Origin of the sequence: Nostoc sp. 'Peltigera membranacea cyanobiont' 210A (assembly GCF_002246015.1) — a bacterium.
Classification (GTDB): Bacteria; Cyanobacteriota; Cyanobacteriia; order Cyanobacteriales; family Nostocaceae; genus Nostoc.
On sequence record NZ_NOLJ01000006.1, the window covers coordinates 196,917 to 213,601 of the forward strand.

The 16,685-nt window shown below is 42.9% G+C and carries 16 protein-coding genes; 6 read left to right on the forward strand and 10 right to left on the reverse strand.

All coding sequences use genetic code 11. From position 1 onward, the window contains the following. Positions 1-4 precede the first annotated feature (4 nt). The 3 genes from CDG76_RS19980 to CDG76_RS37460 form a co-directional block, all read right to left on the reverse strand. Positions 5-625, reverse strand: coding sequence for a hypothetical protein (locus CDG76_RS19980; RefSeq protein ID WP_094350686.1), 621 nt, complete (start codon positions 623-625; stop codon positions 5-7). 588 nt (positions 626-1,213) lie between these two features. Further along, entirely contained in the window at positions 1,214-2,404 is a 1,191-nt protein-coding gene (locus CDG76_RS19985) for a choice-of-anchor tandem repeat GloVer-containing protein (RefSeq protein WP_094350687.1), read from the reverse strand. A 526-nt stretch (positions 2,405-2,930) separates the two neighbouring features. Continuing rightward, positions 2,931-3,101 carry a hypothetical protein gene (locus CDG76_RS37460; RefSeq protein WP_190240908.1) on the reverse strand — a complete coding sequence of 57 codons (171 nt, stop codon included), beginning with the start codon at positions 3,099-3,101 and terminating at the stop codon, positions 2,931-2,933. Between the two features lie 267 nt (positions 3,102-3,368). Here CDG76_RS37460 and CDG76_RS19990 point away from each other — a divergent pair, with 267 nt between their 5' ends. Continuing rightward, positions 3,369-3,797 (forward strand): hypothetical protein, encoded by a 429-nt coding sequence (locus tag CDG76_RS19990; protein WP_094350688.1) that lies wholly within the window; start codon positions 3,369-3,371, stop codon positions 3,795-3,797. A 214-nt stretch (positions 3,798-4,011) separates the two neighbouring features. Continuing rightward, on the forward strand, positions 4,012-4,245 hold the full coding sequence (locus tag CDG76_RS19995; RefSeq protein ID WP_094350689.1) for a DUF3134 domain-containing protein: 234 nt from the start codon (positions 4,012-4,014) through the stop codon (positions 4,243-4,245). A 234-nt stretch (positions 4,246-4,479) separates the two neighbouring features. On the opposite strand, the gene mltA is transcribed toward CDG76_RS19995, so the two are convergent. Beyond that, complete coding sequence (gene mltA / locus CDG76_RS20000; RefSeq protein ID WP_094350690.1) at positions 4,480-5,772, reverse strand: murein transglycosylase A; 1,293 nt, start codon at positions 5,770-5,772, stop codon at positions 4,480-4,482. 82 nt (positions 5,773-5,854) lie between these two features. Next, positions 5,855-7,210, reverse strand: coding sequence for a proton extrusion protein PcxA (locus CDG76_RS20005; RefSeq protein ID WP_190240909.1), 1,356 nt, complete (start codon positions 7,208-7,210; stop codon positions 5,855-5,857). Positions 7,211-7,288: 78 nt separating this feature from the next. On the opposite strand from CDG76_RS20005, the gene CDG76_RS20010 reads away from it, so the two are divergent. The 4 genes from CDG76_RS20010 to CDG76_RS20020 all read left to right on the forward strand — a co-directional run bounded on the left by CDG76_RS20010 (position 7,289) and on the right by CDG76_RS20020 (position 10,599). Beyond that, positions 7,289-9,496 (forward strand): hypothetical protein, encoded by a 2,208-nt coding sequence (locus CDG76_RS20010; protein ID WP_094350692.1) that lies wholly within the window; start codon positions 7,289-7,291, stop codon positions 9,494-9,496. Positions 9,497-9,672: 176 nt separating this feature from the next. Further along, complete coding sequence (locus CDG76_RS39150; RefSeq protein WP_262984345.1) at positions 9,673-9,807, forward strand: hypothetical protein; 135 nt, start codon at positions 9,673-9,675, stop codon at positions 9,805-9,807. A 28-nt stretch (positions 9,808-9,835) separates the two neighbouring features. Then, positions 9,836-10,117 (forward strand): hypothetical protein, encoded by a 282-nt coding sequence (locus CDG76_RS20015; RefSeq protein WP_094350693.1) that lies wholly within the window; start codon positions 9,836-9,838, stop codon positions 10,115-10,117. A gap of 23 nt (positions 10,118-10,140) precedes the next feature. Further along, positions 10,141-10,599, forward strand: coding sequence for a hypothetical protein (locus tag CDG76_RS20020; RefSeq protein WP_094350694.1), 459 nt, complete (start codon positions 10,141-10,143; stop codon positions 10,597-10,599). Between the two features lie 156 nt (positions 10,600-10,755). On the opposite strand, the gene CDG76_RS20025 is transcribed toward CDG76_RS20020, so the two are convergent. From CDG76_RS20025 to CDG76_RS20045, 5 genes are read right to left on the reverse strand one after another with little or no spacing between them, the layout of a single operon-like run. Further along, the gene (locus CDG76_RS20025) at positions 10,756-12,729 is read right to left on the reverse strand and encodes a hybrid sensor histidine kinase/response regulator (RefSeq protein WP_094350695.1); all 1,974 of its coding nucleotides are present in this window, start codon (positions 12,727-12,729) and stop codon (positions 10,756-10,758) included. 10 nt (positions 12,730-12,739) lie between these two features. Then, the gene (locus tag CDG76_RS20030) at positions 12,740-14,872 is read right to left on the reverse strand and encodes an ATP-binding protein (RefSeq protein WP_094350696.1); all 2,133 of its coding nucleotides are present in this window, start codon (positions 14,870-14,872) and stop codon (positions 12,740-12,742) included. Then, complete coding sequence (locus CDG76_RS20035) at positions 14,869-15,876, reverse strand: ATP-binding SpoIIE family protein phosphatase (RefSeq protein ID WP_094350697.1); 1,008 nt, start codon at positions 15,874-15,876, stop codon at positions 14,869-14,871. The genes CDG76_RS20030 and CDG76_RS20035 overlap by 4 nt, the downstream gene beginning before the upstream one ends. A gap of 1 nt (position 15,877) precedes the next feature. Next, positions 15,878-16,324 (reverse strand): anti-sigma regulatory factor, encoded by a 447-nt coding sequence (locus tag CDG76_RS20040; RefSeq protein ID WP_223265304.1) that lies wholly within the window; start codon positions 16,322-16,324, stop codon positions 15,878-15,880. Continuing rightward, positions 16,263-16,676: an STAS domain-containing protein gene (locus CDG76_RS20045; protein WP_094350699.1), complete on the reverse strand. Its 414-nt coding sequence runs from the start codon at positions 16,674-16,676 to the stop codon at positions 16,263-16,265. Before CDG76_RS20045 ends, CDG76_RS20040 begins: the two co-directional genes overlap by 62 nt. Positions 16,677-16,685: the final 9 nt, after the last annotated feature.

Below are 16,685 nucleotides of genomic sequence, written 5' to 3' on the forward strand. Positions count from 1 at the left end.
TGAATTATCTACTGCTATCGCCGATTACAAACCGTGTGAGTACATCAGCAATGGTAACAGCAACAACCACTAATAGGGGAGTTCTGGCGATGCTTTGCCAATCTTCATCTTTACGCACTGCATTAATCACACCAACTAGGGAGATTGCAATATAAAGTAAGTAAATTGCCCGTAACACATTAAATATCAAACTTACTGGTGTGTCGCTACCACTAGCATTGGTTCCTGAACCACTTTGTAAGGTTTTTTTGAAAAACTTTTCAGCTTCCCCAAAAAACTGTGCTTGTGCGGGGGCTGCAAACCAGTCTAACCAATATAAACTCAGAACGATCGCTGCTGCTAAAATTTGTAATAATATTAGCGATCGCTTTGGTAAATTTACTTGCTGCCCAATTTGCTGGGTGATGACTGCAATTAAACTACCAACAAGTAAACAAAAGAGCAAGATAGGACTTTTGAGGCTGATAACGCTAACCAATACAGCACAAGCAATCAAAAAAGGTACAGATTCAAGCAGAATAGTCAGACAGGATTTAAATGCCCGTCTTAACTTGTGAGATTCTTTCGCCGCACTAACAGTTAAAGCTTTGAAAAAGTTTCTCTCGTGAGAACTTTGTCTAAACATTTGCTAATTTTCCTATGGTGTACTATAATTTATCCTTGCTTGTATCAAATTTTACAACTACTACAATTCAACATACTTTAACATCATTTCATTATTAATCAAATTATAAACCTGTAGTAAAGTTCTATATTCTACATCAGTATTCTGAAGTTAAGTTAACATGATATTAAGATTTATCTAAAACTAAATTTCTCTGATTTGAGAAGCTGGATTGCAAATATCGAGATTAAATTGGTAGATTCCTCTCGACTTTGAGAATTTTCTCAATCTTCTCATACAGATAGCCTCGATCAACCAACTTCAAAGCCTTGACTTTTTCTACCTCACAGGTATCTGAGGGAACTGCTATAAGTATTTCAGACTTATCAGACTTATATGTAGACCTATATATAGACCGTAGGCTTGCTCTTAGTGCGGACTAAGGGTAATTTTGGCTCTTTAGGGTTCTTCGGAGTGAACATGATATGAAACAATATTGAGTCACCAAAATTCAAATATCTGTCTTGAAAAGTTTACATCGATTGTAGAAAAATGGTAGACGTTCAAATGTACGTTTTACCATTTTCTACACGCCGATTAGATTTGGAACTAGATTACAAACTTAAACACAGTTCCTAGATTAGAACTACCGCCAAAAGAGGCAGTACCGTAAAAGGAACCATTTGAGAGCTGAATTAGTGTGGACTCTGGCGTTGCCCCATTAGTACCATTAAAACTAATTAAGCCGGTGATGGTTGCTCCAGTCAGCTGATAGATAACTCCTTTGTTACTTGCCCCACCAGCAGAAGCTGTGCCATAGAAGTTACCATTGCTTGCTTTGATGAGTGCAGCCGTTGGGTTGGCCCCATTGGTGCCATTAAAACTGGCAACTAAAACGGGTGTACCGCCACCTACCGGAACCTTGAATATAGCTCCTTTATTGTTGGCTCCACCCAGTTTAGTAGTGCCATAGAGGAATCCATCAAATTCAATTAATCCAGACTGTGGATTGGCCCCATTGGTGCCACTAAAGCTATATGAAGTCAATATTCCTGCGGGAGTTAACTTGAATACAACTCCTTTAGCACTTGCTCCACCAGCAGAGGCGCTGCCGTAGTAGTTTCCATCGGTAGCCAGTTGCAATCTTGCTAATGGAGTTGCTCCATTAGTACCGCTGAAGCTTCTGATGGTGGTGAGTGCCCCGGTAGTGGGCGAAACCTTGAATATAATTCCTTTATTATTGGCCCCACCTGTAGAGCTTGTCCCCCACAAATTGCCATCAGTACCTGTAATCAGTCGGCCTGCTGGGTTAGCCCCATTAGTGCCTGTGAAATTTGTAAGAGTTGTCAGGGTTGTAAAAGCTGTTTTCGCCAACTTAAACACACTGCCGAGGTCACTTGTACCACCTGTAAAGGTTGCCCCATATAAATTGCCATCGGCTGCTTGGAATAATCTAGCAACTGGATTAGTCCCTTTGTTGATTCCAGAGGTTCCGGTGAAGTTGATTAGTGTGGTCAGAGTCGTGTAAGCAGTAGGAGTTAACTTGAATGCAGTTCCTTTGCCAGAAGTGCCACCAGCAGAAGTAGTTCCATAAAGATTGCCATCAGTACCGTTGCCTTTAAGTACACCAGCTCTTGGTGTAGCTCCGTTGGTGCCGTTGAAATTTACAACAGTAGTCAATGTTGCAGCAAAGGCTTGTTGGAAGGGTAGTACTAATGAAGAAGCCAAAACAGTCAAAGAAGTAAAAATCAATACCCTATTTTTGGTCTGGTGTTGTTTGTACAGATTAATCTTGTTCATTGAATACCTCAAAAAAGTTTGGTGGAGATGGAATAGTAGCTAGTTCTAACAGATTTTGCGATGGATGCTACTCATGACTAATACCAATCTGAAAAGTGATTGCTACATAATCACTAGTGAGAAAATGCCGGGAATATTGTTGGTATAGCCCTATTTCAAAAGGACTCAGAAAGCCTATTTTTACTACCTACACTACAAAAACCGTAGTAGCACTGAGTCAATAACGTGAATGGCACGATTAATGATTTCGTTAGGTAGCATAAACCACTATTTATTTTTTTTGATGTCGTGAAAAACACAAAAAACGCTGAAAAATCCACAACTTTGAGATAAATAGCCGCAAACTATAGATTCAGATTAAGTTTTAATAGTGTGCAGTTTGTCAAGTAATTAGTAAAGTCTATTAAATATTGATGAAAACATCTAAAAAAATCTTAATAACCAAAATTAAATATTAAGTGAAAGCTTCAGATTTTTCTCTGAAAGAAGGAATAAAATTGCCATAAAAATTGTTTTTCAAACATCTCTAAATTCCCAAAATATATTTAAGCTTCTCCATAATTACGTTAATACAGCGGTTCCCACTCAGTTTATAAGTAGATGAGTATAAATAAATATTCAGATAGTTTGCGATCGCGATCGCTTTTAGGCATTCACCGATGCTGTCAGGTGAAGCGATCGCAGGATTTGGCGTCAACTATGTTATGATTTTATTATGTTGAGAAATATTTTCGGTTATGTAACTGACTATATAGACCCCTCTCCGAATCTAAATCTCTACACCCTTTGATTCTGAAGGTGTTTGATGTCATAAGTATTTCAAAAACTGAAATTTTAGTTAGTCGAAATGTATTGTAATACCTCGCGTGACACTGATACATCTAACTATCAAAAAAATGTGTTAAGAAGAACACAAGTCTAGTGTGTCACACACGCAGACAACATACGGATACTACTGTAACTTATGCCCACGGATATAATTACTCGTCCTGAGTCCCTCACAGAAGATTGCTTTTTTACTTACGCCCTTGGGACTGATTTGCATGATACTAATTCAACAGCCAAATATTTACGCCGCATCAGAAAAGAAGATAAACCATATATCGACATAGCTGTTTCTCCCAGACCTGGCTATCGGTTTGAGGTTTGTCTTATCCCTGTTGAAGGGTTCGCTCAAGAAAGAATATTGACAAAAGACGGGTTCGCCAAAGCTTTAGCGATTATTTGTGCTGTATCTAATAAAGCTAGGAAACGATTCCCTTCAGGAAATGGACAAGAAATAGTCCGGTGTCAATTTAGTAACTTAGCTGATGCAGTCGCTGTAGCGAATAGACTGTCTGCATTACCCTCTGATATGTATGAAACTCTCGTCAAGGTACCAAATGCTTTGTAATATTTTGTAATATATATTGCATCCGCTGAAATATTTATTATTAAAACTGACACTGGCACATTTTAATGGTAAGTAGCTAAATGGACTTGAGACAAAACTTCAATGGGTCATATTTTGTCTGTTGAGAAAAGACTTGTCATACAAGACTTTTAACCTTAATGTACAATTTTGACGTTTTTGTACGCTAACCTGTAGTTTAAAGTGAGTTTTTTTTATGCCTATTAGTCCTTTACGTGAAGAACCTCGTAACCAGCGAGCGCCTGTAATTCGTACAAGTAATGAGTTTATTCTCTTGGAATGGCTGAAGTCAACTGGTCGTCTAATCGAACGCGAACATCAAGAATCTGAGTATCTAACTGAAGTAGAAGAAATTTCCGAAATGATAGACCTTGACGATATCCCTTACGATCATGATGATGATGATGCTGAAATGGATTTGGAAGCCTAATAGCGTAATTCGTAATTCGTAATTCGTAATTCGTAATTACTATGTCGCAAGCGTTCCATTGATTTGGAATGGTGAGGCAGTCCGGTCTTCTCCCAAGGGGAGACGCCAAGGGCGATGGGGGTTCCCCCCATGAGGAACTGCCGAACCCGAAGGGGTGCTTCATTTTCACCAAAAGGCTAAGATTCCTGACTTTTTAGAGAAGCCAGGAATTTTAGTATTAAAATGCGAGTGTGTTTAATTCTTTGACTTGAGTAAGAGATAAAATAATTGTCCATTGCTGACTGTAACACCAGCGCGATCGCCTGCTATTTTCCCAGTACCTAAAAAATAATCCACTCTACCTGCACCTTTAATTGCACCTCCGGTATCTTGGTCAAGAACATAGCGGCTAATAATGCGCTCCTGCATTTTTCCGGTAGGATTAACGAAGGGAATGGAAGCGCGAATCAACGCTAAAGCACCAGGAGGCATGAGAGATTTATCTGTAGCAATAGAACGCTCTGCTGTTAGTGGTACGTTGATCGAACCTTGGGCTGGCTCACCGTGATTTTCTTGAAAAAAAACAAAGCTGCGATCGCGTGGAATATAAATATTTAATTCTTGGGGATGTTTTTGGAAATAATCGAGAATAATCGGCATAGTTACACCTTCTTGCGGTAATTTGCCATCGTTCACTAATTCTCGCCCAATACTTTTGTAGTTATAAGCGGTGTTACCCGCATAGCCGATTGTGGTTTGAGTACCATCGGGAAGCTGAAGTTTCGCTGAACCTTGAATTTGAGTTAGATATGGTTCGAGGCGATCGCGAAACCAAAATAACTCTAATCCTCGCAATTTCCCTTTTGCACTTTGTAAAGCATCTGCTCCTTCTAACTCCTCGCGTGTCGGATGAGGCTTAGTCCAGGAGTTGAAATCAGGGGGTAAGCGATAAACAGGATAGCGATATTCTGTTGTCGGGACGCGACTAGCTGCGTAAAGTGGCTCATAATAGGCGGTGAATAAAACGGAACCTTGGTTATCTTTACCGACTGACTGGTAAAGAACAAATTCCTCCTGGATGGCTTGATGTAATTCTGTTGCAGAATTGGTTTTTAATAGGAGTTCGCGGAATCTTTGCAAGCTTTTGATGACGCGATCGCGCGTAATCTCAGCCACCGGATAGTTTTGATAAGCAGCCGCAGCATTAGCTGTTTGCAGATATTGCAGACTGCGAGCGATCGCACCAATCAGTGCCTTTTTCTCTGGTATTTTGCCATAAATTACTTCATCCAAACAAGAGGTATCACTTTGACAACAAGTAATTGCTAGTCTCTGGATTAATGGTAATTTTTGTTTTTGCAAAAATGCATCTTGATTTTCAGCAGTCAAGGACACTGGTATATCCCACTTTTTCACCTGACATTCTGGCGAAATGAGTTCTTGATGCGTGAAAGATTGCATCCGCACCAGTAAAATCGATAAAACTACAGGTAAACTAATGGCAATAATTTTGTTAAACTTTCCTAACCCAGTAAGTGTCTTTTTCATTAAAATTCAAAATTTTTAAGATTTCCCACCTCGCTCAAATTCAAAAATCAAAAATCAAAAAAAATTTCTAATCCCCAATCATCTATTCATTCATATTACGGTAAGTCGCAACAGCAGAAGGCGATATCCGGTTCAAATATCGGAAGATCCAATACTTAAAGATAGTATCTAAAATCACCGGAAATGTAGCGATAAATAAGAAGATAAAATCTCTATTTGCTGGTAATCCCCAATGGCGTGATACTCCTTCTAGCAATACTTCCCAGCCATGAGGAGAGTGGAATCCTACAAAGATATCAGTAAACAAAATAATGATAAATGCCTTCGCACTATCGCTAAGTCCATAGACAATATTATCAAAGAAATCTTTGAGTACAGCAATAGAAGACTTGCTGACTAGCAAAAGCCAGATAAAAGCAACCACCGAGAACATATCAGCAAAAACATTTTTGATAGCACCAGAGCTTTCGTGACGAAATTCTTCAGCAAGCTCTTTTGCCTTATTTTTCATTTCAGTCTCCATCTGCTCAGGTAACAGTGGAGGAGCTTTGATAATGAGATTTTCAAACTTGAGTTTTTCTTCAAATCTTTGTAATTCTACAAGGGCTTCCTCTTCCATTTCGGAATTGATAAATATCTGCATTTCCTGAGTGCTTCTAAATCTGTCAATAATTGGCCCAACTACAAAAGCTTTTGCTATTTGATGTGTTAAAAGTGGTATGATAATTAATAGTAAAATAAACCTGAGAGAGATTATTGTTCTTTTTTGAGTTTGACGAAAACTCTGAATTACTTCTTGTTCCGAATTAGGGTCTAATTCAACTTGCAGACGACTGATAGTACTTAAAATAGAGCGAGGTAAAACACCCATTGTATCGGTTTTACTCTTGGCTTTTGGTTTATTATTTAAGTCTTGATGTGGTATTTTGGGTGGTAATGTTGGAGTTTTGACGAGCAGCGATTTTTCGTCAGATGTGACAGAGGTAACTGGGAGATTTGGAGGTTGTACTACTAAAGCTTTGGAAGTTGTTTGATCGGAACTTGTTGTGTATTTAGATATAACTTGGTCGATATAGTTTAGCTTTTCTAAAACTAAAGAAGGACTTAGATACTCTATACCTGCTTTCTCGGCAGCTTTTTGATTCTCTTCATTTAGAAACCAACGGCTTCCTCTAAACTCCGTCAACCGCATCCTGGCAATTTTTAATAGCTTGTTGAGGTCTGACTCAAAATAATCCATCACACTGTTACTGTACATGGTTGAGTCAATGTCTATTTTATTACCATTGAAATGCTTATTTTCTATTTCCTGAATTTTTAATGCTGCATTGTAAGCTTCATCTAAAGAACGTTCAGGAGTCTGTAAGTACCATCGATAAGCAGCAAGTAAGAAAGAATAGATTTTTTGACTAAAAACAGAGTTTTTCATTGCAGACAATCATTCAGCATTGTTTGATGACTATTAACCTTAAGTTAACGCACGAGGTATACTAACAAATCTACAAGGAGAAAGGTTGTGGTTTCTCATTCGGTTTGGATTGTTGGCACTAGCCGCAGTGGTAAGACAGCTCGCTTGGTAGAGCAATTTTGTAATTGGGTAACATCAGAAAAACAATATACTGAATCATTTTATACGAAAAAAACAGGACGTAAAAAAACTGGTCATGTACCAGAATTTTTATATCTTAAACAAACAGAGCCAGGAGTTTTAGTTTTAGCTGCCAATGATGATAATCGTCGAGAATTAGGAGATATAATTGTTACCTCGACCTTGGGTAAATATCCGGTTCGTGCCAAGACGCCACTAGGTTTTTTTCAGGATGAAGTCATTTTATTTTGGCCGTTGCTGATTAACTCATTGAACCTGAAAGCACAGTTTCCGGTAAGATTGCGACCAGAAACCGAACAAGAGTTAGCAACCAAACTTTGGCGTCCGCAATTAGACGAAGAAATTTTACGTCTGGCGGGAGTGAATGAATCTCGCTTGGTGCGTCGCATCTTGGACTTATTACAATTAGCAGCTTATAGTGGTGTACCTTGCGAAGATATTGCCCCGATTTTAGCCAAGGGTCTAGGGGAAAATACCACAACTTTAGAGCCAGAATTTTTAGCATCTTTGCTGCTAGATTGGCGTAATTGGTGTTTAGAGAGGGGTTTACTGACTTATGGGATTATTACCGAACTTTATACTCAGCACTTATTAAGCGATCGCAACTACCAGCAGCACCTAACTAAACGCTATCAGGCAGTACTGGCGGATGATGTCGATGACTATCCTAGCGTAGCGCGTCTTTTGTTTGAGTTGCTATTAGATCGAGGTGCAGTTGGCGCGTTTAGCTACAATCCTGACGGTGCAGTGCGATTGGGATTGGGAGCAGATCCCAACTATCTAGAAGGGTTAGCAGAGCGTTGTCGGGTAGAAATCTTGAACGGGCCGCCTTCAGAGTCTCTGAGCGAGCAACTGACTAAACAGATGGTGGAATTAGTCACAGAACCGATGGTAATGTTGAGTTTACCAAAAACAGTGTATTCAATTCAAACCACCTCCCGCGCCCAATTATTGCGGCAAACAGCAGAGGAAATTGCTAATGCCATTCAATCGCAGCAAGTGCAACCGGAAGAAGTGGCGATTATTGCACCAGGTTTAGATGCGATCGCTCGTTATACTCTAGTAGAAATCCTCGTCAAGCAAAACATCCCAGTAGAATCGCTGAATGACCAACGTCCCCTAATTAGTTCACCCATCATTCGCGCCTTACTCACCATGCTGGCACTAGTTTATCCCGGCTTGGGACGACTCGTAGATCGGGATGCCGTCGCAGAAATGCTGGTTGTATTGAGCAGGAAGCAACAACTACCAGAAAACTCTACAGACGCGATGAATCGAGTATCTACAACAGACGCGATGAATCGCGTCTCTACAAATATTGATCCGGTACGTGCTGGTTTGATTGCAGATTATTGCTTTGTACCCCATCCCGATCGCCCCAACTTGCTACCAGTGTCAGTCTTCGAGCGCTGGGACAGAATCGGTTATGCAGCGACTACAGCCTATAATGAGATATTAGAGTGGTTAGAACAGCAGCGATCGCAACAAGAACTGCGGTTAATTCCTAGTCCTATTTCTCTGTTAGACAGAGCAATTCAGCGCTTTTTGTGGAATGGTAGTAATCTTCCCTACGAACAACTAGCAGCATTGCGGGAATTATTAGAAACCGCTCAACACTACTGGGAAATTGACACCAGATTACGACAAATTGCCCCAGTGGAGACAACGCCTCACACAACTATTATTGAATTCATTCAACTACTGCGACGTGGTACGATTACCGCCAACGCTTACCCAGTGCGCCCCATTGGTGGAGCGAGAAAGGCTGTCACACTAGCAACTATATTTCAATATCGATCTAGTAGGCGATCGCACCAGTGGCATTTTTGGCTAGATGCTGGTTCACCCCTGTGGGCGAAAGGTGGTGCAGCGACTTTATTCGGTGCGCCGTTTTTCCTGCGAGACAGGTTAGGCGAACCTTGGACAGCAGAAGATGAGAAATTGGCAGAAGAACAACGACTGCAAAGGATTTTGACAGATTTACTCTCTCGTGTATCCGAGAGAGTTTATTTGTGTCACAGCGATTTAGCAGTGAATGGACAAGAGCAATTAGGGCCTTTGTTACCTTTAGTGAATGCTTGTGTAACCGTTATTTCTGAGGCTAATGTGAATTGAGTGTTTTTATAGCGGTTCTCGACAAGCGTGAAGTACAATTTTGACCTCTCTCCAAACCTCTCTCCTAAAAGGAGAGAGGCTTTGAATCTTTTACTAAATCAACCTAGCACTTACTGAAATATCCGAGTAAATTAAAAATGATATTGCTGAAATAGTAAGAGAGGATTGTTAAGTTAATGTCACTCGATTCGCTTAAGGAAGAAGCAAAAAATTATAATATTTCACCACAAAGATTACGAGAATTAGCTGCAATTAATGATGAGCTAAAGAGATTAGTTGCTGCAAATCCTCTCGCCGAGAGTAGTTTATAGCACTTCACCGCAAATCCTATCAAAATTAGTGGAGCATCCAATCCAGGGAGTGAGAGTTTTGGTAGCTAGTCATCACAATATTACTCAAAACTCTTTAGATAAGTTAATTGACGATCGCAGTCCAGAAGTTAGAGCAGCTGCTTTAGCGAATCCCAAACTTGATTCGATGCTTAGAGAACAATTAGCAAGCTTGGAAAATCCAAATTTATCTTTACTAGATTTACGAGAACTAGCAAATAGTGAGTATACTGCTGTCAAAACTAAAGTTGTTCGACATCCTAAGTTGATGGTTCAATTCTGGCAAAACTAGCTGACGATAAGTTAATTGTCAGATTGGCTGTAGCTAAACATCCGAAAACTCCAGCCGAGATTCTAACTAGATTTACTGAGCATCCAGATCGAAGATTACCTTTAGCAGTTGCTCAGAACCCTGGTGCGCCGAAAGATTTACTAATTCAGTTAGCTACTCAACCCGGAGGACGTGGGGGATTTCACTTTAATCCACTCAATTTAGCTGCTGTTAAAAGTTTACTGACTCAAGAACCAGAAGTGGCGATTCCTTTCTTGGATCGGTGTCTAAAATTTCCCGATAGACCATCCTTTTCTCGCTTTTTGGTTCTCATGAATCCTCATATACCCAGTTCATTTCTGGCAAGATACTATAAATCTTGGTTTTGGCCAGAAAGATATGCGATCGCTCAAAATCCAAATACTGACCGCGATATTTGCCAACAACTAACCCAAGACCCCAATCGTATTGTTCGTGCTGCTGCACGGGATAATTTAAAGTAGTATTCACTTTTAGATGTTGGATTATAGCAGAAGTAAGTTAACCTATTACGAATGAGCGTTTACTTAAAATAGGTTTATTAAACGCAGCGATCGCAGAAAGAATGCTAAAGATGATTTCAGAGATTAGCTTCAATAGATAAGGCAAAATTCAGGTTGCTATACCGTTACTATCGTCAAAATAGCCTGTATTAATACTTCTAGCTCAATTGGTTTAGAAATATGCTGTTGAAATCCGGCGGCTAGTGCTTGTTGTCGATCGGTTTCTCCCGCATAAGCAGTTAGAGCGATCGCTGGAATTTCTCCGCCCCGATCGGGTGACTGCTTTCTAATTTGACGAATTAGGGTGTAGCCATCCATATCGGGCATACCAATATCACTAATTAATAAATCAAATTTTGTTTGCATCAAATTGTTCAGAGCATCATGTGCTGAGTCTACTTCAGTCACTTGTGCCCCGTACTGTTCTAGCACGAAGGCAATGAACTCCCGCGAATCTCTATCATCGTCTACAAGCAGCGTTTGCAATCCATTGAGATTGAAATCTGAGCGATCGCGATCGGCTGTATTAACTTGATTCAATTTTGAAGCAGCGATCAGTGGAAGTTTGACTGTAAATACTGCTCCTTGCTCTTCTCCAGGACTGGCCGCCTGAACGGTTCCGCCGTGCAATTCAACTAAATGACGCACGATTGCTAACCCTAACCCCAACCCGCCAAATTTTCGCGTCGTTGTCCCATCGGCTTGGCGAAAGTAGTCAAAGACGTAGGGCAGAAAGTCACCGGAGATGCCCCTGCCAGTGTCGCTGACAGTGATTTGAGTATATTCCGCAGGATGAGTGTCTACTTCATCCTTTATACTTTCTAACCGCACCTCTACTCGACCACCCTGTGACGTAAATTTAATTGCGTTGGCAAGTAGATTCCAAACAACCTGTTGCAAACGACCAGAATCACCCAACACTTGCCCAACATTCGGTTCAAATATTGTTTGAATCTGAATAGATTTAGCTTCAGCAGCAAGCCGCACGGTTTCAAGGGCAGCTTTGATGGTAAAAGTTAGACCGACTGGAAGTGTGTTTAAACTCAACTTACCTTGGAGAATACGCGACACATCGAGCAAATCTTCGATTAGTTGTGCTTGCAGTTTCGCGTTGCGCTCGATCGTTTCGAGGGCGTACTGAGTTTTGGCTGCATCCTGGTGACTCTTTTGCAGAATTCTTGCCCAACCTAGAATTGGATTCAGGGGCGATCGCAATTCATGAGACAGCACTGCCAGAAACTCATCTTTGATGCGGTTGGCTTGCTGCGCTTGTTCAGTCTGTTGCTGCAAAGAAATCATCAGTTGATTGAGGCGATCGTTTTGCTCTTGCAGCAAGGCTTCTGCTCGTTTACGTTCGGTGATATCGGACAGAATGAAAACGGCGCCTGTAAGATTCCCATCCCCATCAAGTACCGGATCGATGGTTTTGGCAAACCACCGTTGTTGAGACTGAAATTCGAGAACTTGCCGTTGGTGGGTTTCTTTCGCACGGCGAAAGCAAGCGCCATCGCCGATTCCCAATTCTGCGCCCATCAATTCATGGTGGGCATAACCTAAGATTTCGTGGGAGGGCTTGCAAAAAAGCTGCATCATCGCTCGATTACACCGCATAATTCTACCTTCTCGGTCAACCAGAGAAACGCCGTCGTTCATGGAGTCAAAGGTGGTTTGCCACTCCCGCGCTGAGGACAAAGCAGCTTCCTCCGCCCGACGAATTCGCAGCAGCGATCGCAAAGTGGCAAGCAGTTCAATCGGTTCAACAGGTTGCACCAGATAAGCATCGGCACCACTATCCAAGCCTTCTGCTTTATCCTGGCTTTGGACAAAACTTGCAGAAAGGTGTAGCACAGGAATAAAAGCCGTTTCCGGGTTTGCCTTAATTTGGCGACAGACTTCAAAACCGCTGATATCTGGTAATTGGACATCTAAAATTATTAAGTCAGGCTGAAAGTTAGCAACGGCTTCTAATCCTGTCGTTCCAGTTGCCGCTTCCACGACAATAAAGCCTGCATTTTGCAAAATACGGGTAACAACGTAACGATTGGCTTCGTTATCGTCAACATGCAGGATCGTAACCCGTGGCTCAGACATGACTTTTCCCTTAAACCTCTAGAACGAGTCCGGCTTTGACGAGCGCATCTTGAAGTTGAGCGATCGCCGTGGTTTGAGAGCCTGTTTCTTTAGAAACAATGGCTATGGTTTGTTCCGCTAACTGGCTATGTGCTTCTGCATCCAGTTGGGCAGATGAGTGAATAATCACAGGAATCGACTGAGTGACGGAATTGTTTTTAAGCTGCTTGAGTACATCAAACCCGCCGATCTCTGGCATCTCCAAGTCCAGCACGATCGCAGTTGGCTGCTCTCGTTGTGCCAAATTTAATCCTTCTTGTCCGTTCGCGGCTTCTAAAATGTTCAATGGTGTATTTATTAACAATTGTTTCACCAGATACCGATAGGCGGGGTCATCGTCAATTAACAAGATTTTTTGAGGCTTGTTCTCAGTAATTAGCCTATTGAGTTTGTTCAACAGGGGCAATCTGTCTACCGGCTTAATTAGAAAACCGTCTGCTCCTAGCGCCAGTGCTTGCTTCTCGTTATCAATGATGGTAATAACGAGTACAGGGATAGTACGAGTCATTTCATCCCCTTTGATTTCTCGCAAGAACGTCCAGCCGTTTTGCCCCTCCAGTAGAATATCTAGCATAATTGCCGCTGGTCGAAGTTTTTGTAAGGCAAGCCTTGCTTGAGCTAAGGTGCGGGTAGCAATCAATTGATAGATTGATTGCTGAAGGTGCTTTTCGTAAATAAATAGGGTTTCTGGATGATCTTCAACCACCAGAATGGGCAGGCGAGTTGGCTCAACTGATGCAATTGGTTGCAGTACGGTGGTCAATTCGGTGGCATCTGGGTAGACGATGGGAATCAAGGCTGTAAAGGTAGTGCCTTCACCCAGCTGACTTTTCACCGAAATGCTGCCACCGATTAGCTCCGCTAGCTTGCGCGATAACGGCAATCCTAACCCGGTTCCCTTCACCTGCTTTTGCAGAGGGGACTCAATTTGCATAAAATCCTCAAAAATCCGTTCTTGATCGGCGGGAGCAATGCCGATGCCCGTATCAGATACAGAGAAGGTGACGGTATGACCCGTTTGCACAGCGCTGACGCGCACCTCTCCCTGCTCGGTAAATTTGAGGGCATTTGAGACAAAGTTTCTCAGAATTTGAGCGACTTTCCCCTCATCGGTATAGAGTGGCAAAATAGCTTCAGCTTCCTCGACAATCAGCGCCACAGAGGAGCCTTGAACCAATAATGGGCGCAGCATCCCCCGCAGGGTAGCAAACAAGTCACTCACTTCAAAGGAACTGGGATGCACTTCAATTTTTCCAGCTTCCACCTTTGCCAAATCCAGTAAGTCGTTAACCAGTTCTGATAATCCGCTTGCCGCCTTTTGGATGAATTTCACCTGTTTTTCTTGCTCGATGGTCAAATCGCCATCCATCCGTGCCAACAGCATCCGAGAGAGGGACAAAATCGAGTTGAGCGGTGTGCGAAATTCGTGACTCATGTTCGAGAGAAAGCGGGTTTTTAGCTCGTTTACCTGTTGCAGGGAGCTTGCCTTTTCATCCAGTTCTGCATAGAGGGCAACCACACCGCGATTGGTATCTTCCAATTCCTGATTGAGTTGGCTCAGTTCTTCCTCGCGTTTCCGTAGCTCTGCCATAGCCCGGAGTAACTCCTGGTTTTGCTGCTGGATTTCTTGATAGGGATTTTCGGGCGATCGCCCAATTACGGTTTCTCGAATCTGCTGCAATTGCGAATCGCTGAAAGTGGGTGTGCGCTTCGACAACCTTTTACCGATTGTTACTGTTGTTCCTTGCTCCGGCAGTGATTCAATCTCGAAGAAATCCATCAATTTACGAGTACCCACGATGCCTAGCCCCGCTCCCGTATCAGAGGTGTAGCGTCCGGCCAAAACATCTGCTAAATCAGGAATACCCCCACCCCGATCCTGAATCCGAATCAGAAACGCTTGCGGCTCTCCCGCCACAGAAAATTCAACTGTTCCACCTTGGGCATATTGAAAGGCATTACGCGCAATTTCGGAAACTGCCGTTGCCAATCGTGCCCGATCTTGAGCATCAAAGCCCAACTGCTCGGCGATCTCACGAGTTCGTTGCCGAGCTTGCACAACATCCTGTTCGTACTGGATGGCGATCGTGAAAACGCTTGTCATCTGCCCATTCCTTTCGCAACTAACACCGTCACATCATCCCGCTCTCGGTTAAAGTCTCGGTATAGAACTCCTGCAATCAGGCTGGGATGTTTTTGCATCAAGCCGGGATAGCGATCGATCTGCCACTTAGCGCTTAATCCGTCAGAATGCATAATTAAAATTCCGTTGGCATACCAGGGATAGCTAAACTCTTGAATTTTGCGGATTTCATGTCCCACCGTGCCATTGTGAGATAACAGATGGCGATGCTCAGTAAAGGAGAAAATGCTGGCAGCAATATTGCCAATGCCAGCAAAGCGGACAGACTGTTGTTCAAAGTCGATTTCGGCAATGGCGAGTGCTGCGCCTCGCGTACTTCGCAAGGCGGCGTGGGCAGCTTCGACGATCGCCCCAGGAGAACGATGAAGATTTTCTTGAAACATTTTCACGGCAGCAGAAGCAGCAGAAGCAGCCGCAGGCCCATGCCCTAAACCATCAGCTACTAACAACAAGCTACGGCAACAATCGACTTCCGATGCCCAGGTATCTCCTGAAACCTCTTCTCCTCGTATGGGCAAACAGATCGCTCCAATTTCTAAAATCTTCTCAGGTTGATGGGGTGCTGAGTCTGGCCAGAGGTGAGCGAGAAGGGCTGTACCTTGGTTGGGAACGGAGTAAATTTCCAATAAACCAGAAAGGCGACGAATTGCACCCATACCATTACCCAAGGTTCCGGCTGTGGAAAAGCCATCTTGCAAACACTCATCCACATCGACCATTCCCCGTCCTTTATCTAGCGATAAGATTTCAATGCCAATTCTGGAATCTTCCTTGAGCGATCGCAGCAGCACGATTCCGCCGTGGGCGTGCTGTACCAGATTGTTCGCAATTTCTGTCACCACAATCCCAACCTTGCCCCGTTCTGTTTCCTGAAAACCGAGCCGAGTTGCTAAACCCATCGCTGCCCGTCTGGCTTCCCCAGTTTGGCTAGATTCAGTAATTGTGACGGCGACAGATTCTCTCATTTTATTTCCATCGTACAATTATTATCCGTGTCCCTTCTCCCACCACAGACTGAATCTCAAACTCGTTGGCAAGTCGTTTGGCACCACCCAGCCCCATACCTAAGCCGTTGCCCGTGGTGAACCCATCCTTTAGCGCCAGATCGATATCGGGAATACCCGGCCCCCGATCTTCAAAGGTCAGCCGGAGTCCTCGTCGTCGTCCTTCCTGAAGCGTTTCTAGCTTGACTGTGCCGCCTCCTCCGTAGTCTAGGGTATTGCGGGCTAACTCACTGGCGGCGGTGATAATTTTAGTTTGGTCTACTAAGCCAAAGCCAATTTCCACGGCTAGCTGGCGCACAGACTGCCGAACTAAAACTACATCTGTAGAAGATTGAATGTCGATAGTTTCAGTCTTCTGCATCGTCATCTGCACGCCATTTAGTGGCAGTGATTTGATTTGTGGTTTCATTGAGTGACGCTCGCAACAATGCCATACCCTTTTCGACGTTTAAGGCAGTGCGAATCCCCGTCAGTGACATCCCCAATTCCACTAGGGTGATTGCCACAGCAGGCTGCATCCCGACGACAACTGTCTCAGCATCCAGCACCCGTGACATTCTGGCAATGTTGCCTAAAATCCTACCAATGAAGGAATCAACAATCTCTAACCCCGAAATATCAATCAGGACACCGTGAGCGTGAGTTTGAGTGATGCGGTTGGTCAGGTCTTCCTGTAGCGTCATGGCGAGGCGATCGTGCATATCTACCTGGATCGTCACAAGTAGAAAATTGCCCATTTTAAGTATAGGAATACTTTCCATTGCTTCCTT